We start from the raw sequence: 19,622 nt of genomic DNA on the forward strand, positions 1-19,622 counted from the left end.
AGACAGCCGAGCTAGAACACGCACGACCAGCGCTCAAGACCGCGTCCACCGGCGGCAAGCACGCTCGCAGGACAGTCGAAAGGAGCCGATGTGTCCCACATCAGCGCGGACACCTACGTCGAGGTGCAGCAGTTCTACGCGCGGCAGATGCCGCTGCTCGAGGCGCGGGAGCTGAAGACGTTCCTGGAGACCTTCACCGAGGACTGCACGCTCGAGCACGTGCCGTTCGGGTGGCGGTTCGAAGGACGCGAGCAGCTGTTCAAGGAGATGTCGGCGCGGCGCGGCGACCCCGGCAAGCCCAAGACGGAGGAGACGTCCGCACGGCGTGCGCGTGAGGAGAACATCTCCTACTACGACGGTCTCGTCTACCGCTACTGGTTCGACCGCATGCTCATCGAGGAGACCGGCCCGGATCAGCTTCGGGTGCGCTACCAGGCGATCGTCAGCCTCACCGACGCCGACGGCAAGGTCAGCTTCGAGCCGACCACGACCGTCGAGGACCAGCTGGTGCGCAGGAACGGCGAGCTGTTCACGAAGGCGCGCGTCGTCACCCACGACTCGGCCAACTGGGCCGACAAGATCCACAACCCGTCCTGAGAGGTAGCTGACCGTGTCCGACACTTTCCCCGGTACGTTCCCGTTCGCCGGCTCCAGCTACCGAGGTCCCGCGCCGCAGTACGCGCAGCTGCGCGAGGACGAGCCCGTGGTGCGGGTGCCCACCGCGGGCGGTGTGGACGCCTGGCTGGTGACGCGCTACGAGGACGTCCGCTCGCTGTCCGCCGACCCGCGGCTCAGCCGGGCCCGTGCGTGTGGCGAGGGCGCCCCGCGCGTCGGCGGCACCATGCACACCACGCCGGAGATGATCATCTCGCTGGACGCCGGCGAGCACTCGCGGTTGCGCAAGCTGGTCGCGGGCGCGTTCACCCTGCGCAAGGTCGAGCTGATGCGCGACCGCGTGCAGCAGGTGTGCGACGAGCTGCTGGACGAGATGGCCGCCAAGGGCGGGCCGATCGATCTCGTCGAGCAGCTCGCGGTTCCGTTGCCGCTCACCGTGATCGGCGAGCTGCTCGGCGTTCCCTCGGAAGACCTGCGCACCTTCGAGAAGTGGGCGCGGGCGTTCGCCACGGTCGACGACCGCGCCGGCGGCGAGGCGTCGCTCGAAGGTCTGGCGAAGCTCAACGAGTACATCGTCGGCCTGGTGGCGGACAAGCGCGCCAACCCGACCGACGACATGCTGTCCGAACTGGTCGCCGCGCGCGACGAGGGCGACCGGCTGAGCGAGCAGGAGCTCGTGACGTTCGGCTTCACGCTGATCGGCGCCGGCTTCGACACCACCGCGAACCAGCTGGCGAACTCGGTGCTGGCGCTGATCACCAATGGTGGCACCGAGTGGAAGCGGCTCGCGGAGGATCCGTCCCGGATCCCCGCTGCCGTCGAGGAGCTGCTGCGGCACGTGAACCTGTTCGCCACGGACACGTCCGGCTTCCCGCGCATCGCCACCGAGGACATCGAGGTCGGCGGCACGACGATCCCCGCGGGAGCGCCGGTTCTGCTGTCGCTCGCGTCGGCCAACCGCGACGCCGCGGTGTTCGCCGACCCCGACCGGATGGACCTGGAACGCTCGCCGAACCCGCACATCTCGTTCGGGCACGGGCTGCACCACTGCCTCGGCAAGCACCTCGGCCGGATGGAGCTCGTGGTCGCGATCGAGGGCCTGGTGCGGCGCTTCCCCGACCTGAGCCTCGCGATCGACGAGGGCGAGCTCCCTTGGCACACCGGGGAGATCAACCACACGCTGACCTCTCTGCCGGTCACCTGGGGAGACTGATGCTGGTCAGGGAAACCGCGGTGCCGGGGGCCTATGTCCTGTCCCCCAGGCATCTGCACGACGAACGCGGCGACTTCTACGAGTCGATGCGGGCGAGCCAGCTCGAAGAACTGCTCGGGCACCCCTTCGTGCCCAAGCAGATCAACTACTCGGTGTCGAAGCGGAACACGTTGCGCGGCATCCATTCCGTGACGGTTCCGCCGGGACAGGCGAAGTACGTGTCGTGCGTTCGCGGTGTGCTCAGGGACATCGTCGTCGACCTGCGCATCGGCTCTCCCACCTACGGCAAGTACGAGACCAACGTCCTCGACGCCGAGTCGGGGACGCAGGTCTACGTGCCGGAGGGCGTCGGCCACGGTTTCCTCACGCTGACCGACGACGCGACCATCTGCTACGTGTTGTCCTCGGAGCACGTGCCGGGAACGCAGGTGGACATCAACCCGCTCGACCCGGAGCTGGCTCTGCCGTGGGGTTTCACCGAGCAGCCGTTGATGTCTCCCAAGGACGCCGGCGCTCCGACGGCCGCCAGAGCCGCCGAGCTCGGCCTGCTCACGCACTGGTGAACACCGAAATGGCCACCTCCGCCGAGCTGATGTCGGTGGAGGTGGCCATCGGCTGTGGCTCAACAGGACGGGCCGGAGGCGACCTTCGTGAAGGTGAGCGGTCCCTCGCCCTCGCCGACCAGCGTGCCGCCGGCGTCGAAGAAGCGGACGTGGTGCGCGGTCTCGAAGCTCTTTCCTCGCAGGGGCTTCAGCTCCGCCCTGCCGGACATGTCGGCATGGCCGGCACGGGCACCAGCGCCGTCGAAGAACTCGACGGTCACCTCGTAGGTCCAGGTCCGGTTGCCGGTGCGCCGCCAGTCGCCGCGACCGAACGCCCGCGCTCCCTCGGTCTGCCCTTCGTGGCAGAACCCGCGGGACCGGTAGGTCTGCCAGACCTTCTCGACCTGTCCCCCGCCGAAGTCGATCTCGGTGAGCCACACGCCCACCGGTGGGCACGGCGCGGCGGATGCCGTGCCCACCGGCGCCACGAGCAGGACGCCCGCGAGCAGCGCCGCGACCCGGTTCACGGCTTGGCCGGGCACGGGGGGTCCTGCCGGGAGACCAGGGTGAACGTCAGGTAGTCCGACCCCTCGCCGAGTACGGTTCCGTTCTTGTCGAACGCCTTCGAGTAGTGCAGCGACTTGAACGTGGTCCCCGTGATGGTCGCGTCGCCGCGCATCTCGGCGTGCCCGTTGAAGTTCCCGTCGAGGTCGTAGAAGATCTCGACCACCGCGTAGGAGAACTTGTTGGTGCCGGCGGGCTTCCACGACCCCTTGCCGTAGCCCAGGAAGCCGTTGTCGGACTTCGCACGGTGGCAGAGCTCGTGCTTCGACGTGTAGGAGTGCGTCACGTTGACCATCTGCCCACCGCCGAAGTCGATCGTGGTCTTCCACACGCCGACCGGAAGTGTGTTGCGGACAGAGGTTGCCTGCGCTCCTCCTGCCGGGTCCGTGCTCATGCCCGCCGACGCGACGCCGACCGGCACGAACACGAGCCCGACCGCGGATAAGAGCGCCGCTGTCTTGGTACGCCAGTTTCTCGACATGCTCACCGTCCTCTGTGGCCAAACAGGATTCGGTGAGAGGGTCGCCCGGCGACCTCGACAGCAGGTCGAACGTCAGCGGAAGTCCTCCACGTGATCACGCGCCCACTCTGCGTAGGTGCGGCCCGGCTTTCCGGTCGCGAGGCCGAAACCGGGCAGCGGCTTCATGAGTTCCGAGTAGTCCTGGTCGGAGTAGCCCTCGTCGCCGGAACCCGCACCGCCGTCGTAGTCGACGAACCCGAGCAACAGGTCGGCGCTCTCCGCGGCGAAACCGCCCATCCCCTTGAGGATCTCCCGTGCCTCCTCGCGCGAGACCTCCTCGTAGCGCACCTCCTCGCCGAGCGCGTCCGCGATCGCCTCCACCTGACCGCGTACGGTCAGCTGCTCGGGGCCGCTCAGCGTGTACGCCTGGCCGACGTGCTTGTCCTCCAGCAACGCCACCACGGCGACCTCGGCGATGTCCGCCTCGTGGATCGGGGCACCGCCGAGGTCGTCGCCGAACGGGTACCGCACCGTCCGCGACTCCTTGATCATCGGCCCCCAGATGGGCAGCATGTTCGTCATGAACTCGCCGGGCCGCACGTGGGTCCACTCGAGCCCGGACTCCTCGACCGCACGCTCGACGCGGGCGTGGTAGTCGGTGTCGAAGCCGAGCGTCACGGCCGCGCCGGACAGCACGACGATGCGCCGCACGCCGGCCTGCTTCGCGAGGTCGACGACCTCGGCCGCCGTTTCCGGCTGCGGGAACAGGAAGAGCTTCTCCACACCGTCGAGGGCGGGCACGACCGACGCGGGCTGCAGGAGGTCACCCTGGACGACCTCGACGCCCTCGGGCAACCCGGCCTTGGCCGGGTTGCGGGTCAGCGCCCGAACCGACTCGCCCGCCTGCACGAGCTGGTCGACGACATGCCGCCCGACCAGACCCGTCGCACCGGTTACCAAGATCGTCATGACAAATGCTCCTCGCCTTTTTGTGCTGGTCAACTCAACGTAGACCGTATTTAGGTCACTTTGTGACCGCTATTGGAACCGCACGGGAAGTTCTTTGAGCCCGCGCATGAAGAAGGTCGGCGGGCAGTAGGTCAGCTCGGCCGGATCGACGGCGAGCGCGAGGCCGGGACACCGTTGCAGCAACGCCTTGATGCCGATCGCGCCTTCGAGCCGCGCGAGCGGCGCGCCGAGGCAGTGGTGGACGCCGAAGCCGAACCCGAAGTGCGCCCGCGCCTCCCGCAGGTCGCGGCTGATGTCGAAGCTGTCGGGGTTCGGGAAGCGCTTGGGGTCACGTGACGACGACGACTGGCCGATCATGATGACCTCGCCCTCGCCGATCACGGTGCCGGCGATGTCGACGGGCTCCTTGGTGTAGCGCAACGCGGCGAACTCGACGGGGCCGTCGTAGCGCAGGACCTCCTCCACCGCGGTGTCGAGCAACGACCAGTCGGCACGCAGCGCGGCCAGCTGCTCGGGGTGGCGCAGCAGCGCGAGCGTGCCGCTCGCGATGAGGTTCGCCGTCGACTCGTGCCCGCCGACGAGCAGCAGGAACGACATGCCGAGCAGCTCGTCGGACGAGAGCGAGTCGCCGTTCTCGTCGGTGGTGTTCACGAGCGCGCCGATCAGGTCGTCGCTCGGGGTGCGGCGCTTGTCCTCGATCAACGCGGCCAGGTACTCGGTCAGCCCGCGCTGCGCGGCCTCGCCGTCCTCCGGCGTCGCGGGCGCGGACAGGTCGGCCGACCACTTGTGGAACGCCGCGCGGTCCGCGAACGGGACACCGATCAGTTCGCAGATCACCTGCAGCGGCAACGGAAGCGCGTACGAGGACACGAGATCTGCTTGTCCCTGCGGCACCATCGCGTCGAGCAGCTCGGCGGCGAGCTCCTCGATCCGCGGTTGCAGCGACTGCATGCGGCGCACGGTGAACTCCCGCGCCACCAGCTTGCGCAGCCGCGTGTGGTCCGGCGGGTCCGCCTGCAGCATGGTCTTGCCGACCACGGCGCGTCCCAGGCTGTCCCACGCCTTCAGGTACTTCATGTCGTTGCTCAGGCGCGGATCGGTGAACGCGGCCTTGGCCTCGTCGTAGCCGGTGATGATCCAGCACGACCTGCCGTCGAGCACACGCGCCCGGTGCACCGGACCGCGCTCGCGCAGCTCGGCGAACAACGGGTAGGGGTCGGCGGCGAAAGCGGAGTTCGCCCCGGTCAGGTCCGCTTCTGTCGTGTCCATGCGGCGAAGGTAGGACCCGGCGCTCAACTCCCGCTTGGGCGCGCGAAAGGTGCCGTCAGGGGCACCCCTCACCGCGCGGACACGGCGAAGGGTGCCCCTGACGGCACTCGGGAAAGGTCGCTACCGCGTGGCCGGCTCGTCCTCGGCGGCGCCGTCGAGGTGAATCGGCGGCGGGACGACGAACACGAGCGGTGGAACGACAAAGATGCCCATGACCACAAGGGGCATGGGCCGCGGCGACACGTCGACCGGTTCGGTCATCGGCATTGCTCCTCGTTCGGGGACCCTTCCGCGTCACGGTGCGCAGCCGCACTCGACAGGCGCTCGCGCACGGCTCGCTGCGCCCGCGTTCAAGTACGCGTCCAGCGCGCACCGGCACCGTTCACCTCCGCCACCACTCTGCGAGGAGCTCTCATGCGCGTCTTGGTCACCCAGTGGCCCAACCCATCACACCTGTACGCGTCGATCCCGATGCTGTGGGCGTTGCAGGGCGCCGGCCACGAGGTGGTCGTCGCCTCGCACCCCGACCTCGCCGGCGCGACCACGCGCGCGGGACTGACGGCCGTGTCGCTCGGCACGCCGGACACGGTGCCCGGACTGACGCTCGAGAACTACGGCAAGTACGACCTGCCGCAGGAACACCGCGACAAGTTCCGGGAACCGCTGGGGCTCACGCCGGAGGACTACGACGTCTGGGAGATCTGCAGCACCTACCACCAGATCGGGCTGCACATCCTCCACCCGCCCGGCGGGCCCAGCGCGCTCGCCGACCACCTCGTCGACTTCGCCCTGCGGTGGCGGCCGGACCTCGTGATCTGGGAGCCGGAGATGGCGGCCTCGCCGATCGCGGCCAGGCTGTGCGGGGCCGCCCACGCGAGGATGGTGTGGGGCCTCGACTACTCGGGCTGGATGGAGGAGCGGTTCGCGGCGCGGCGCGCCGAGGTCGCCGCGGCCGGGCTCACCGACCCGTTGCTCGACGCGGTCGAGCCGATCGCGGCGCAGTACGGCGTCGAGGTCGACGACGAGCTGCTGTACGGGCAGTGGACCATCGACCCGACGCCGCCCGCCATGCGACTGCCTACGCGGCAACGGGTCGTGCCGCACCGCCGCGTGCCCTACACCGGCATCGGCACGATCCCGGACTGGATCTACCCGAAGCCGCAGCGGCCGCGGGTCGCCGTGTCGCTCGGCGCGTCGGTGCGGGAGCACGCCGCGGGCAACGACCTGATCGGCACCCTGCTGGAGATGCTCGGCGGGCTCGACGTCGAGGTCGTCGCCACGCTGAACGCCGCGCAGCTCGAGGGCTACACCGTGCCCGGCAACGTCCGCACCGTCGACTTCCTGCCGCTCAACCAGCTGCTGCCGACCTGCTCGGCGCTCATCCACCACGGCGGTGGCGGCACGTTCACCTCGGCGGTGGCGCACCAGGTGCCGCAGCTCGTCGTGCCGAACACCGGCGGTGTCGAGGCCCCGTTCTACGCCAGGCGCATCACCGACAGCGGCGCGGGGATCATCCTGGACGCGGACAACCTCGACGTCGACGAGCTGCGCAAGCAGCTGATGCGGGTGATCGAGGGGCCGTCGTTCGCCGAGGGCGCCCGGCGCCTGCACGCGGACTGGCTGGCGATGCCCAGCCCGAACGACGTCGTCCCGTCCATCGAGAAGCTGACGGCGCAGCACCGATGAAGATCCTCGTGCTGGGAGGCACCGGCTTCGTCGGACGGCACGTCCGTGACGCGCTCCACCGAGCGGGCCACGACGTGCTGTCCGTCTCGCGCGGCACCGGCGTCGACCTCATGACCGCGGACCTGGCGCCCGTCGTCGACGGGTGCGACGTCGTCGTGAACGCGGCGGGCAGCGTGTGGCTCGCGACCGAGCAGCAGATGCTCGAAGCGAACGCGGCGCTGGTCGACCGGCTCGTGAAGGCGTTGTCCGATCAGCGTTTCGTCCAGCTCGGCACCGTGCACGAGTACGGGTCCGGCGTCGCCGGCCGTGGCACCACCGAGACGCAGCCGACGGTTCCGCTGACGCCGTACGGGAAGTCGAAGCTGATCGGCACCACGGCCGCGCTGGACAGCGGCCGGGACGTCGTGGTGCTCCGGGTCTCGAACGTCATCGGTCCCGGTGTGCCGGAAGGCAGCCTGATGCGCACCGTCGCGGACCACCTCGCTTCCGGGTCGGACGAGCCGCTGACGTTCGGCTCGCTGCGGGCGTGGCGGGACTACGTCGACGCCCGTGACGTCGCGGACGCCGTGCTGCGTGCCATCACCGCGCCCGTCACCGGCGAGGTGATCAACATCGGCAGCGGTGCGGCCGTGCGGACCAGGACGCTCGTCGAACGGATGGTCGCGTTGAGCGGCAGGGGTGTCGCGATCGTCGAGGACGCGGCGGGAGGCCGCGCCGACGCGGAATGGCTGCAGCTGGACATCGTCAAGGCGGACAGGCTGCTCGGCTGGCGCCCGCGGCGCGGGCTCGACGAGTCGCTGCGCGACTTGCTCGCGGCCGCATGACCACGCACACCGAAGAAGGGGAAGCACAGATGAGCGAGCACAAGGCGCTGGTACTCGACGAGGTCCGCAAGTTCCACCAGGAGCAACAGCCCGCCGGCGGTTTCGTCCCCGGTGTCACCGAGATCTGGCCGTCCGGTGCCGTGCTGGACGAGGACGACCGGGTGGCGCTGGTGGAGGCCGCGCTGGAGATGCGCATCGCCGCCGGGTTCACCTCGCGCAAGTTCGAGTCGTCCTTCGCGCGCAAGCTCAAGCGGCGCAAGGCACATCTGACGAACTCCGGCTCGTCGGCGAACCTGCTGGCGGTGTCCGCGCTCACCTCGCCGTTGCTCGAGGACGCGAGGCTGAAGCCGGGTGACGAGGTCATCACCGTCGCGTGCGGCTTCCCCACCACGGTGAACCCGATCCTCCAAAATGGACTGATCCCGGTCTTCGTCGACGTCGACCTCGCGACCTACAACACGACCGTCGACAGGGTCGCCGCCGCGATCGGGCCGAAGACGCGCGCGATCATCATCGCGCACGCGCTGGGAAACCCCTTCCCCGTCCGGGAGATCGCGGAGCTCGCGACCGAGCACGAGCTGTTCCTGATCGAGGACAACTGCGACGCCGTCGGGTCGCTCTACGACGGGCAGATCACCGGCTCGTTCGGCGACTTCACCACGGTCAGCTTCTACCCGGCGCACCACCTGACGATGGGCGAGGGCGGCTGCGTGCTGACCTCGAACCTCACGCTCGCGCGGATCGTCGAGTCCATGCGCGACTGGGGCCGCGACTGCTGGTGCGAGCCGGGCGAGAGCAACAAGTGCCTCAAGCGGTTCGACTACCAGATGGGCACGCTGCCCGCGGGCTACGACCACAAGTACATCTTCTCGCACGTCGGCTACAACCTGAAGACGACCGACCTGCAGGCCGCGCTCGGGCTGACTCAGCTGGCGAAGATCGACGAGTTCTGCGCTGCACGGCGGCACAACTGGAACCGGCTGCGCGCGGCGCTCGACGGCGTGCCGCACCTGATGCTGCCGGAGGCCACGCCGAAGAGCGACCCGAGCTGGTTCGGGTTCGTGCTCACCGTGCTGCCGGACGCGCCGTTCAAGCGCGCGGACCTCATCGCCTTCCTGGAGGACCGCAAGATCGGCACGCGCAGGCTGTTCGCGGGCAACCTGACCCGCCACCCCGCCTACATCGGGCAGCCGTACCGGGTGGTCGGCGACCTGACCAACAGCGACATCATCACCGAGCAGACGTTCTGGGTCGGCATCTACCCCGGCCTGACCGACGAGATGATCGACTACATCGCGTCCTCGGTGAAGGAGTTCGTGGGGCAGCCGCGATGACCGCACCCGTCCGGATCGGGGTGCTGGGCTGCTCGGCGTTCGCGCAACGGCGGATGATCCCGGCGTTCCTCGCCTCCGCCGACGTCACGCTGGCCGCGGTGGCCAGCCGCGACAAGGCGAAGGCCGAGGCACTGGCTGGAGAGCTCGGTTGCCGCGCGGTGCACGGGTACGAGGCGTTGCTCGCGGATCCCGAGATCGACGCCGTGTACACGCCGTTGCCCGCCGCTCTGCACGCCGAGTGGGTGGAGGCGTCGCTGTTGGCGGGCAAGCACGTGCTCGCGGAGAAGCCGCTCACGCTGAACCGGAACCGCACCGCCGCGTTGCTGGAGCTCGCCGGCGAGCTCGGTCTCGCGTTGCTGGAGAACGTGATGTTCGTGCACCACAGCCAGCACGCGGCGGTGCGCAAGCTGGTGGCGGACGGGATGATCGGCGAGCTGCGGTCGTTCCGCGCGGAGTTCGCCATCCCCCGCCAGCCCGACGGCGACATCCGCTACAACCCACAGCTGGGCGGCGGGGCGTTGTGGGACACCGGCGTGTACCCGGTCCGCGCCGCGCTGCACCTGCTGGAGGCCGAGCTGACGGTCGCGGGCGCGACGCTCACCGGCCCCGGTTTCGACGTCGACACCAGGGGTGCCGCCCTCTTGTCCACTGTGGATGGTGTGCCCGCGCAGCTCGCGTTCGGCCTGGAACACGGTTATCGCAACACCTACGAGCTCAGCGGCACGGAGGGACGCATCACCCTGGAGCGCGTCTTCACACCGCCCGCCGACTACGAGCCGACCGTGCTGCTGGAGCGAGACTCCGTGCCGCACCGCATCACGTTGCCCGCGGACGACCAGGTGGCGAACACGGTCGCCGCCTTCGCTGCGGCCGTGCGCGTCGGCGCCGCGCCGCACGACAACTACCTGGAGCAGGCGCGACTGCTCGAAGAAATCCTGATCGCCGCGCTCTGACTGTGTCAATCGGGAGTACAGCGGGATCCGAGGAACCGGGCATCTACTTGCCGCGACACAGTCCCACGACCCGCTGAAAGCTGGTACACGATGTCCATCTCACGCCGGTTATTCATCGGTTCCGCCGCCGCGGCGGGAACGGCGATCGCGGCCGGGGCGCCGGCCTCGGCGAGCACCGACAACTGCCAGGGCGGCTTCCCCGAGGTCACCATCAAACCGGACGACCCGAGGTACGCCGAACTGGTGGCACGCGGCTTCAACCAGCGCTACATCGGGAAACCCGACCAGGCGCACGTCGTGTACACCCCCGCGCAGATCGAGAACGTCCTCAACAGCGCCGTGAAGAACAAGCAGCACTTCTCGGTCCGCAGCGGCGGGCACTGCTTCGTCGGCCTCGTCGACGACCCGGCCAACAAGGTCCTGATCGACGTCTCGGAGATGAAGGGCGTCTACTTCGACCAGAGGATGAAGGCGATCTGCGTCGAGTCCGGCGTCACGATCGGCGAGCTGCTGCGGTCGCTGTACTACGGCTGGGGCGTCACGCTTCCCGCGGGCGTCTGCCCGTCGGTCGGCGCGGGCGGCCACATCTCCGGCGGCGGCTACGGCCCGTTGTCGCGCAAGTTCGGCCTGACCGTCGACCACCTGTACGGCGTGGAGGTCGTCACGGTCGGCGCGGACGGCAGGGCGAAGACCGTGGTGGCGACCAGGAACCCGAGCGACCCCAACCGCGACCTGTGGTGGGCGCACACCGGCGGCGGCGGCGGAAACTTCGGCGTCATCACGAAGTACTGGTTCCGCACACCGGGAGTCTCGGGCAACGACCCGGCGCAGCTGCTGCCCCGCCCGCCCGCACGGCTGCTGTCGTGCTGGGCCACGTGGTCCTGGGACGGCATGACGGAGCAGGACTTCAAGCGCCTGGTCCGCAACCACGGCACGTGGCACGCCGCGAACAGCGCGCCCGGCTCCGCCTACGAGAGCCTGCACAGCTCGTTGCACCTCAACCGCAAGTCGGTCGGCTCGATCTTCCTGGAGATCCGCATCGACGGCACCCTGCCCAACGCGCAGAAGCTGCTCGACGACTACATCGCCGCGGTCGGCGCCGGAGTCTCGGTGAAGGTGAACGCGATGCCGTGGGAAGGCCTGTTCCTCGCCAACGCCGTCGACGTGTGGGTCGACCCGACCGGCTCGAACCGCAACGAGACCAAGGGCAGCAACCTGCGCAAGCCGTTGAACGACGAGCAGGTCGACACCGTGTGGCGGTCGCTGACCGACCCGCAGCGGCAGGGCCAGGGCAAGGTCTACCTCGCCTCCTACGGCTGCACCATCAACACCGTCGCGCCGTCGGCCACCGCCGTGCCGCAGCGCAGCTCCATGTTCAAGATGGCGGTGGGCACCTCGTGGGCCGACCCAGCCGAGGACGCCGCGCAGGTGCAGTGGGTGCGTGACACCTACACCGGCATCCACAAGGCCACCGGCGGCGCACCGGCGCCGAACGACGCCCAGGACGGCGCCTACATCAACTACCCCGACCTCGACCTGCTCGACCCGAACCGCAACCGTTCGGGGGTGCCGTGGTCCACGCTCTACTACAAGGACAACTACCCGGCGCTGCAGCGGATCAAGGCCAAGTACGACCCGACCAACGTGTTCCACCACCCGCTCTCGATCCGGCCGGCCTGATCCGGACGCAGAAGCCGAAAGGGCGCCCTCGCCGCGGCGAGGGCGCCCTTTCGGCTTCTGCACTGCCAAGTAGCTTGTTGCAGCTATCTCTTGGGATGTGACAGTGAGGGTGATTTCGGCAGGCGGCGGCGCTTCGATCACGAAGATCGCGCTCTCACGGCTAGCGACGTGCGTGAGAACGCGACCATCCGGGCTTTTCGGAGACGAGCACCAGACCGCCCCCTGCCCGACTCAACGGAGCACAACCAAGCCGCGACGCTCTACTGGTCCCGGTGGGCGGCGGTCAGCCCCTCCAGCACGGGCACGATGTCGTTGGGGCTGGGCATGGCGAGCCAGGAGGCGTACAGCCGCTCGGTGCCAGCCGCGAACGCCGGGTCCTCGATGACCTGCATGAGCCGTTTCCGCATCTCGTCGACGGTCTGCTCGTCCTGGTCGATGGTCAGCCCTGCGCCGTTGTCGAGCGCGTAGCGGGAGTAGGTGAACGACTCGAAGCCGCCGGAGTCGATCAGCTGCGGCACCTTGTGCGCGATGGCCGTGGTCAGCGTTCCGCCGCCGCCGTGGTGGATGATCGCCGAGCACGTGGGCAGCAGCTGACCGAGCGGCACGAAGTCCACAGTGGACACGTTCGGCGGGACGGTCTGTCCTGCCAGCTGTTCGGCGTTGAGGGTGGCGACGACCTCGATGTCGAGACCACCCACCATCTCGAGCATCGTCGCGATGGCCGCTTCCGGGCCGCCGATGTTGCGATGGGACATGCCGAGCGTCAGGGCGACGCGGGGCCTCTCCGGCTTGCCGTAGAGCGATTCCGGCACCGTCTGCACGCCCGTGTACGGCAGGCGGCGGACGGGAACCACCCTGGTGCCGGTCGGGATGCGCAGCTCCTCGGGGGTGGGGTCGATCGTCCACTGGCCGAGCAGCAGTTCGTCGTCGAGCTCGACACCGTGGCGCTGCGCCAGCGGGCGCATCATCTCGACCAGCGGGTTGGTGGTGCGGGGAAGGTTCTCGACCGCCCAGCCGCAGTAGTCGGGGCCCCAGAGCTGCCGCGCGTGGGCCGCGCCGCTGACACGAGCCGCGATGGCCGCCGCCGGCCAGAGCATGTCCCACAGCACCAGGTCCGGTTTCCACGCCACCGCGAAGTCGACCAGGTCGTCGACGCCCGGCAGTCGGCCGGGGCCGTGGTGGAACATGCGCATCGACGTCATCAGGAAGGTGGCGAACATCGTCGCCGCCTCGCTCTCGGCCGGATCGTCCTGGAACGCCTCGATGACGCGGTCCCGGTCCTCGTCGGCGAGCGTGAACCGCTGAACCGTCTCGTAGTCGAGCGACGGCATGGTGTCCTTGTCGCCCAGCCCGACCGCGTTGAGGCCCGCGGCGGTGATCGTGTCCGCGAGATCGTGGGACGAGGCGAAGCACACCTCGTGACCGGCACCCTGCAACGCCCACGCGAGCGGGATGGCCGGGTAGAGATGCGATGCCGCTGGCCACACGGCGAACATCACGCGCATGGTGAACTCCTCGTTCTCGGTGTCACCGCCCAAACTCCCGCCACGTGGTCGAGCACAGCTCGAGCCCCGCGCGTGATACTCGCGCCATGACGTGGAACGCAGTTGTCGCCAGGCGGCTCGATCGGCACGGGCTCGCCGCGCCCCGCGACTGGACGCCCGCGGACGCGGTGAGCGCGATGTGCGGTGCGCACGCGCAGGTGCTGTCCGCGGCCGAGCTGTCGGTCGGCCTGCGGGTGCCGGGAGCGACCCGCACGACCGTGCGCGAGGCGCTGTGGGAGGAACGCAGCCTGGTCAAGACCTACGGCCCGCGCGGCACCGTGCACCTGTTCGCGGCCCGCGACCTGCCGATGTGGACGGGCGCGCTGGACTCGATCCCGCCGGTGGCCAACCACTTCACCCCCGACGTCAGGATGTCGCCGGAGCAGGTCGACCAGGTCGTGGCGGCGATCGCGGAGATCCTCAAGGAAACCGAGATGACGCCGGACGAGCTGACCGGCGAGATCGTCGACCGGGTCGGCTCGTGGGCGGGCGACCTCGTGATGCCCGCGTTCCAGGGGTTCTGGCCGCGCTGGCGGCAGGCGATCTCGACCGCGGCCAACCGCGGCGCGCTCTGCTTCGGACCCAACCGCGGCCGCAAGGTCACCTACACGAGCCCCCAGCGCTGGCTGCCCGGCTTCGAGCCGATGGCGGACGGGATGTCCGAGCTGCTGCGCCGGTACCTGCACGCCTACGGCCCGGTGACGCCGCAGCAGTTCGCGCAGTGGCTCAACGCTCCCCGCGGCTGGGCCACCGGCCTCTTCGAGTCCCTTGTGGACGAACTGGAACCCGTCGAGGTCAACGGCGCCAAGGCGTGGCAGCTCGCCGGCGACACCCAGGAGGACGCGACGCCGGGCGGTGTCCGGCTGCTGCCCTACTTCGACGCCTACACGGTCGGCTGCCACCCGCGTGAGCTGGTGTTCCCCGGCAAGGCCTTCGACCGCGCCCTCGCCGCCGGCCAGGCGGGCAACTTCCCCGTGCTGCTGGTCGACGGCGCCGTCTCCGGTGTGTGGCACCAGAAGCGGTCCGGCCGGAAGCTCGCCATCACCGTCGAGCCGATCGGCAAGGTCGCGCGCAAGGCGTTGGAGGAGCAGGTGGAACGGGTCGCGGCGATCCTGGAGGGCACGCCGACGCTGACCATCGGGACCGTGACCGTCGGTGCGCACGCCTGACACCGCGGGCGCCTGGACCGCCGAGGTGCGCAGGCCACGCGGAACGTTCACCCGCAGCCTGCGCTTCACCTCCGACGGCCGGGCGTTCCTCGACCACGCGGGCGTCGGCACGTGGCAGCGGACCGGCGACGGCTTCACGTTCCGGATCACCGAGCCGATCGTCGTGGACGGCCGGTGCACCGGATGGGTCGCCATCGAGCAGCACGCCGTCTGGGACGGTGATTCCTTCGCCGCACACGGTGTCTCGGTCGTGCACGACGCCACCGGCAACCCGTCCTACCGAGTGCCGGTGGCGATCACGGCACGTCACGAGATCCGCACGGCGATGTTTCCCTGATACTTGCCGGAGAGCAGGTCGAGCAGCGCGCCGGGCGCGGCGTCGATACCACCCTCCACAATGGTCTGCGGGAACACGAACCTGCCCTCCGCCAGCCACTGCGCGAAGTGGGAGGTCCAGTTCCAGATCTGCTCTGGCGTGTGGTAGGTCGCGTACGGGCGCAGCTCGAGGTGCTTGCAGATCGCGGTCATCAGGTCGAGCCTCGGCTGGCCGCCGCTACCGCCGATCTGGCCGGACAGCGCACCGCACAACGCGAACCGCGCGTGCGGGCGGGCCACCTGGATCGCGGCCTCGAACTGCTCGCCGCCGACGTTGTCGAAGAAGACCGAGATGCCGTCGGGCGCGTGCTTGCGCAGCTGGTCGATGACGGGCCCGTCCTTGTAGTTGAACGCGGCGTCGTAGCCGAGCTCGCCGACCAGGAAGTCGATCTTCTCCTGGCTGCCCGCGCTGCCGATCACCTTGGCGGCGCCGAGGTTCTTCGCGATCTGCCCGGCGAGCGAGCCGACGCCGCCTGCCGCACCGGACACGAACACGACGTCGCCCTCGCCCACGCGCGCGATGTCGGCCATGCCGTAGTACGCCGTCGGTCCCTGGCTGAGGAAGTACGACGAGCTGGGGAACATCGAGGCGTCGACCTTGTAGTACTGCTCGGCGGGGCCGACGGAGTACTCGCACCAGCCGCCCATGGTCTGCACGGTGTCCCCGACGGCGAGCGCCGGGCTGTTGGAGGCGACGACCGTGCCGACCTCTCCGCCGCCGATGCGGCCGCCGACCTGGTACGGGGGAACGGGAAGCGGGCAGTCGGGGCGCATCAGGTCCTGGTACGCCGCGGCCACGAACACGAAGTCCGTGCGCACGACGACCTCACCGTCGCCGGGCTCGGGCACGTCGACCTCGACCACCGAGAAGTACTCGGGCGAGATGGCGCCGTCCAGGTGCTTGAACAGCTGGACTTCCTTGGCCTTCTGGGGAATTTCCATGGCCAGATCGTCGTCGTCCCAGCTCGAGTGGCAGTCGAGGCGACCGGCCTAGCTTCGGGTGCGTGACTGCGAACGTCGACCAATCATTGGCGAAGATGACCGCGTTGTCGTCCTTCGACGAGTCCTCACCCGCAGGCACGTGGGTCGAGCGCTTTTCGGTGGACGGCGTGGAGAAGACCGGCACGCTGCACTTCACCCCGAACGGACGGGTGTTCATCATCGCGGGCCCGCCGCACGGTGGAGCCGGCGCGGGATCGTGGCGGGCGACCGGCGAGGGCACGTTCTCGTACCGGATCGCCGAACGGATCCTGGGCCCCGGCGGGGAGTTCATCGGCTGGGTCGACATCGACCACGAAGCCGTTCAGGACGGGGACTCGTTCTCCAGCACCGGTGTCTCGCGCGTCTACGACGCCGAGGACCGGCTGGTGACGACCGTCGCCATGCGTGCGGACGGGACTCGAGTGCGGCTTGAGGGCGGATCGACCACCGCCTCCTAGGTTTCGCACGTGGTCCCACATCTGGACAAGGGAGAAAGTCATGACTGAAGCGATCGTCGCCGAAGGGCTGACGAAGCGTTTCGGTGATGTCGTCGCGCTGGACGGCCTGAGCCTCTCGGTGAAAGAGGGCACGGTGCTGGGTGTGCTCGGGCCGAACGGCGCCGGCAAGACGACCACCGTGCGTGTGCTCGCGACCCTGCTGCGGCCCGACTCCGGACGCGCCGTCGTCAACGGCGTCGACGTGCTCGCGAACCCCATGGCGGTGCGCCGCCAGATCGGCCTGTCCGGTCAGTACGCCGCCGTCGACGAGGACCTCACCGCCCAGGAGAACCTGGAGATGATCGGCAGGCTGTACCACCTCGGGTGGAGCGCGGCCCGCAAGCGCGCGGTGGAACTGCTGGAGCGCTTCGACCTCGCCGACGTCGCCGGGCGTTACGTGAAGGGCTTCTCCGGCGGTATGCGCCGCCGCGTGGACCTCGCGTGCGCGCTCGTCGCGAAGCCGTCCGTGCTGTTCCTGGACGAGCCCACGACCGGTCTCGACCCGCGGGCTCGCGTCGGCCTGTGGGAGGTCATCACCGAGCTCGTGGCGCAGGGCAGCACGTTGCTGCTCACCACGCAGTACCTGGAGGAGGCCGACCAGCTGGCCGACCGGATCGCGGTCATCGACCACGGCAAGGTCATCGCGGAAGGCACTCCGGACAAGCTGAAGTACGACCTCGGCGGCGACCGGCTGGAGCTCACCGTCGCGTCGGCGTCCGACGTTGCGCCCGCGCGGGAGGCGATCGCCCGCATCGCCAACGGTGACGTCACCGTCGACGAGGAGATCCACCAGCTGATCGTGCCGGTCACCAACGGCCCGGAGGCGCTGCCGGCCGCCATCCGGTTGCTGGACGACGCCAACGTGACCGTCATCGGCACGAACGTTCGTCGCCCCAGCCTGGACGAGGTGTTCTTCTCGCTCACCGCGAAGACGCCGGAGACGGCCGCCGAGCCCGAGCTCGCGAAGGAGCCAGTGGCATGAGCATCGCCTACGCCATCAGCGACAGCCTTGCGCTGACCCACCGCAACCTCGTCAAGAACCTGCGCAACCTCACGATCATCGTGTGGGGCGCGTTCGTGCCGATCCTGACCGCGCTGCTGTACGCGTTCGTACTCGGCAGCGCGATCGAGATCCCCGGTGTCTCGTACCGCGAGTACATGGTCGTCGGCATCCTGGTGAACTCGGTGCTGACGGCGTCGACGAACACCGCCGTCGGCATCGGTGAGGACATGAAGAAGGGCCTCATCGACCGGTTCCGCTCGCTGCCCATCGCCCAGCCGTCCGTCCTCATCGGACGGACGACGAGCGACGTGCTGAACGTCGTGCTGACGGTCGCCCTGATGGCCCTCACGGGTCTGGCGATCGGCTGGCGCATCCGTTCGTCGTTCCTCGACGCGTTGGCGGGCTTCGCTCTGCTGCTGCTCTTCGCCTACGCCGCCATGTGGATCACCGCGTGGATCGGCGTGCGGTCGAAGTCGGTGGAGGTCATGGCGAACTCGCTGTACCTCTTCCTGATGCCGCTGGTGTTCGTGTCGAACGCGTTCGTGCCCACCACCGGCATGCCGGGGTGGCTGCGCCCGATCGCCGAGTGGAACCCGGTGTCGGCCGTGGTGTCCGCCTGCCGCGTGCTGTTCGGCAACATGCCGCCGGCGACCGAGGGCGCGTGGCCGATGGTGAACCCGATCGCCGCCACGCTGCTGTACGTGGCCGTCATTCTGCTGATCTTCGTCCCGCTCGCCACCCGCCGGTTCAAGAAGACCGTCGGGCAGTAAGGAGAAAACCGTGCGCGTGTTGTTCATCACCGGCGGTGGCACCGGACCGCTGCACGCTCTGGCGCCCTTCGCCATGGCCACCAGAAGCGAAGGGCACGAGGTGATCGTGGCAGCGCCCGACGACCACGTGCAGCAGCTCGTGGACGTCGGCCTGCCCGCGGTCGGAGTCTCCAAGCTCGGCCTCTTCGACGCCATGTTCATCGACCGCAACGGAAACCGCCTCGACCGCCCGCTCGGGCCCGAGGCCGAGCTCGAGTTCGCGAGCCGCGGCTTCGCCCGCATGGCCGCCGACGCCTACGGCGCCATCTCCGAGCTGGCACGGGCCTGGCGGCCGGACATCGTGGTCGGCGGCACCCGCAACTACGCCGCCGCGTTGATCGGCAACCAGCTCAAGATCCCGTACGTGTGCCAGGCGTGGGACGGCATCGAACGCGTGCCGAGCGACCTCGTGTACGCGAGCGACGAGCTCTCGCCGGAGCTGACCGAGCTGGGCCTCGACCGGATCCCGAAGGAGGACCTGTTCGTCGCGATCACCCCGCCGAGCGTCCGTCCCGCCGACGCGGAGCCCGCGCAGTACATGCGCTGGCTGCCGGGCAACCGGCAGATGGCGCTCGAACCGTGGATGTACACCAAGGGTGACAAGCGGCGGGTCCTGATCACCTCCGGCTCCCGTGCCGCGATGATCCCGGACCTCGGCGTGAACTTCTTCAAGCCGTTGCTGGAGAACCCGGTGTTCGCCGACGTCGAGCTGATCATTCCGACCCCGGAGAAGGTGGCCGAGCAGCTGCGCGAGCTGCGTCCCGGTCTGCACACCGGCTTCTTCCCGCTCGACATCATCGTGCCCACGTGCGACCTGATGGTGCACCACGGCGGCGGCGTCACGAGCGCGACGGCGTCCAACGCCGGCGTGCCCCAGCTGGTGCTGGCCGACATGATCGCCTCGGCGGACCCGACCCGCCGGATCGACGCCTACGGGGCCTCGATCACGTTGCTGCTCAAGGACGCCACGCCGGACGACGTGGCCCAGGCCGCGCAGAAGATGCTGTCCGACCCGTCCTACAGCGTGCGGGCCCGCGCCCTGCAGCAGGAGATCGCGAACCTGCCCCGTCCCTCCGACGTCGTCAAGGTCATGGAAGACCTGGTCGCCGCCAACCGCTGACCCCTCCCGCGCGCG

Annotated in this window: 21 protein-coding genes; 14 read left to right on the forward strand and 7 right to left on the reverse strand. The window is 69.4% G+C overall.

Annotated features, from left to right (window positions below):
• Positions 1-90: 90 nt before the first annotated feature.
• The 3 genes from JOD27_RS29635 to JOD27_RS29645 are packed head-to-tail and all read left to right on the forward strand — an operon-like array spanning position 91 to position 2,391.
• Positions 91-597, forward strand: a complete 507-nt coding sequence (locus tag JOD27_RS29635) for a nuclear transport factor 2 family protein (protein WP_204765566.1) — start codon at positions 91-93, stop codon at positions 595-597.
• A gap of 13 nt (positions 598-610) precedes the next feature.
• Positions 611-1,828 carry a cytochrome P450 gene (locus JOD27_RS46860; RefSeq protein ID WP_204765567.1) on the forward strand — a complete coding sequence of 406 codons (1,218 nt, stop codon included), beginning with the start codon at positions 611-613 and terminating at the stop codon, positions 1,826-1,828.
• Positions 1,828-2,391 carry a dTDP-4-dehydrorhamnose 3,5-epimerase family protein gene (locus JOD27_RS29645; RefSeq protein ID WP_204765568.1) on the forward strand — a complete coding sequence of 188 codons (564 nt, stop codon included), beginning with the start codon at positions 1,828-1,830 and terminating at the stop codon, positions 2,389-2,391. Before JOD27_RS46860 ends, JOD27_RS29645 begins: the two co-directional genes overlap by 1 nt.
• Before the next feature lie 59 nt (positions 2,392-2,450).
• Here JOD27_RS29645 and JOD27_RS29650 read toward each other — a convergent pair whose 3' ends face one another.
• The 5 genes from JOD27_RS29650 to JOD27_RS29670 form a co-directional block, all read right to left on the reverse strand.
• Positions 2,451-2,912: a hypothetical protein gene (locus JOD27_RS29650; protein ID WP_204765569.1), complete on the reverse strand. Its 462-nt coding sequence runs from the start codon at positions 2,910-2,912 to the stop codon at positions 2,451-2,453.
• Positions 2,894-3,415, reverse strand: a complete 522-nt coding sequence (locus tag JOD27_RS29655) for a hypothetical protein (RefSeq protein WP_204765570.1) — start codon at positions 3,413-3,415, stop codon at positions 2,894-2,896. Before JOD27_RS29655 ends, JOD27_RS29650 begins: the two co-directional genes overlap by 19 nt.
• 72 nt (positions 3,416-3,487) lie before the next feature.
• The gene (locus tag JOD27_RS29660; protein ID WP_204765571.1) at positions 3,488-4,363 is read right to left on the reverse strand and encodes an SDR family oxidoreductase; all 876 of its coding nucleotides are present in this window, start codon (positions 4,361-4,363) and stop codon (positions 3,488-3,490) included.
• A gap of 69 nt (positions 4,364-4,432) precedes the next feature.
• Entirely contained in the window at positions 4,433-5,632 is a 1,200-nt protein-coding gene (locus JOD27_RS29665; protein ID WP_204765572.1) for a cytochrome P450 family protein, read from the reverse strand.
• 120 nt (positions 5,633-5,752) lie between these two features.
• Positions 5,753-5,893 (reverse strand): hypothetical protein, encoded by a 141-nt coding sequence (locus JOD27_RS29670; RefSeq protein WP_204765573.1) that lies wholly within the window; start codon positions 5,891-5,893, stop codon positions 5,753-5,755.
• A 153-nt stretch (positions 5,894-6,046) separates the two neighbouring features.
• On the opposite strand from JOD27_RS29670, the gene JOD27_RS29675 reads away from it, so the two are divergent.
• From JOD27_RS29675 to JOD27_RS29695, 5 genes are all read left to right on the forward strand, one after another.
• Complete coding sequence (locus JOD27_RS29675) at positions 6,047-7,318, forward strand: nucleotide disphospho-sugar-binding domain-containing protein (RefSeq protein WP_204765574.1); 1,272 nt, start codon at positions 6,047-6,049, stop codon at positions 7,316-7,318.
• Entirely contained in the window at positions 7,315-8,142 is an 828-nt protein-coding gene (locus JOD27_RS29680) for an NAD-dependent epimerase/dehydratase family protein (RefSeq protein WP_204765575.1), read from the forward strand. Before JOD27_RS29675 ends, JOD27_RS29680 begins: the two co-directional genes overlap by 4 nt.
• Positions 8,143-8,171: 29 nt before the next feature.
• Complete coding sequence (gene rfbH, locus JOD27_RS29685) at positions 8,172-9,476, forward strand: lipopolysaccharide biosynthesis protein RfbH (RefSeq protein WP_204765576.1); 1,305 nt, start codon at positions 8,172-8,174, stop codon at positions 9,474-9,476.
• Positions 9,473-10,429: a Gfo/Idh/MocA family protein gene (locus JOD27_RS29690; protein WP_204765577.1), complete on the forward strand. Its 957-nt coding sequence runs from the start codon at positions 9,473-9,475 to the stop codon at positions 10,427-10,429. The genes rfbH and JOD27_RS29690 overlap by 4 nt, the downstream gene beginning before the upstream one ends.
• A gap of 90 nt (positions 10,430-10,519) precedes the next feature.
• Positions 10,520-12,109: an FAD-binding oxidoreductase gene (locus tag JOD27_RS29695; protein WP_204765578.1), complete on the forward strand. Its 1,590-nt coding sequence runs from the start codon at positions 10,520-10,522 to the stop codon at positions 12,107-12,109.
• Positions 12,110-12,369: 260 nt separating this feature from the next.
• Here JOD27_RS29695 and JOD27_RS29700 read toward each other — a convergent pair whose 3' ends face one another.
• Positions 12,370-13,614, reverse strand: coding sequence for a nucleotide disphospho-sugar-binding domain-containing protein (locus JOD27_RS29700; RefSeq protein ID WP_204765579.1), 1,245 nt, complete (start codon positions 13,612-13,614; stop codon positions 12,370-12,372).
• 86 nt (positions 13,615-13,700) lie between these two features.
• Between JOD27_RS29700 and JOD27_RS29705 the strand changes: the two genes are divergently transcribed.
• Together JOD27_RS29705 and JOD27_RS29710 are read left to right on the forward strand one after the other, a co-directional pair.
• The gene (locus JOD27_RS29705; RefSeq protein ID WP_204765580.1) at positions 13,701-14,822 is read left to right on the forward strand and encodes a winged helix DNA-binding domain-containing protein; all 1,122 of its coding nucleotides are present in this window, start codon (positions 13,701-13,703) and stop codon (positions 14,820-14,822) included.
• Complete coding sequence (locus JOD27_RS29710; protein WP_204765581.1) at positions 14,809-15,159, forward strand: hypothetical protein; 351 nt, start codon at positions 14,809-14,811, stop codon at positions 15,157-15,159. Before JOD27_RS29705 ends, JOD27_RS29710 begins: the two co-directional genes overlap by 14 nt.
• Here the strand turns inward: JOD27_RS29710 and JOD27_RS29715 are convergent.
• A complete protein-coding gene (locus tag JOD27_RS29715; protein ID WP_204765582.1) occupies positions 15,129-16,139 on the reverse strand; it encodes an MDR family NADP-dependent oxidoreductase in 1,011 nt (336 codons plus the stop codon). The two genes, JOD27_RS29710 and JOD27_RS29715, sit on opposite strands and share 31 nt — an antisense overlap.
• A 62-nt stretch (positions 16,140-16,201) precedes the next feature.
• Between JOD27_RS29715 and JOD27_RS29720 the strand changes: the two genes are divergently transcribed.
• The 4 genes from JOD27_RS29720 to JOD27_RS29735 are packed head-to-tail and all read left to right on the forward strand — an operon-like array spanning position 16,202 to position 19,607.
• The gene (locus JOD27_RS29720; protein ID WP_204765583.1) at positions 16,202-16,636 is read left to right on the forward strand and encodes a class I SAM-dependent methyltransferase; all 435 of its coding nucleotides are present in this window, start codon (positions 16,202-16,204) and stop codon (positions 16,634-16,636) included.
• 40 nt (positions 16,637-16,676) lie between these two features.
• Complete coding sequence (locus tag JOD27_RS29725) at positions 16,677-17,657, forward strand: ATP-binding cassette domain-containing protein (protein ID WP_204765584.1); 981 nt, start codon at positions 16,677-16,679, stop codon at positions 17,655-17,657.
• Positions 17,654-18,448, forward strand: a complete 795-nt coding sequence (locus tag JOD27_RS29730) for an ABC transporter permease (RefSeq protein WP_204765585.1) — start codon at positions 17,654-17,656, stop codon at positions 18,446-18,448. The genes JOD27_RS29725 and JOD27_RS29730 overlap by 4 nt, the downstream gene beginning before the upstream one ends.
• A 10-nt stretch (positions 18,449-18,458) precedes the next feature.
• Entirely contained in the window at positions 18,459-19,607 is a 1,149-nt protein-coding gene (locus tag JOD27_RS29735) for a nucleotide disphospho-sugar-binding domain-containing protein (protein WP_204765586.1), read from the forward strand.
• Positions 19,608-19,622 lie beyond the last annotated feature (15 nt).

The organism is Lentzea nigeriaca (assembly GCF_016907955.1).
Classification (GTDB): Bacteria; Actinomycetota; Actinomycetes; order Mycobacteriales; family Pseudonocardiaceae; genus Lentzea; species Lentzea nigeriaca.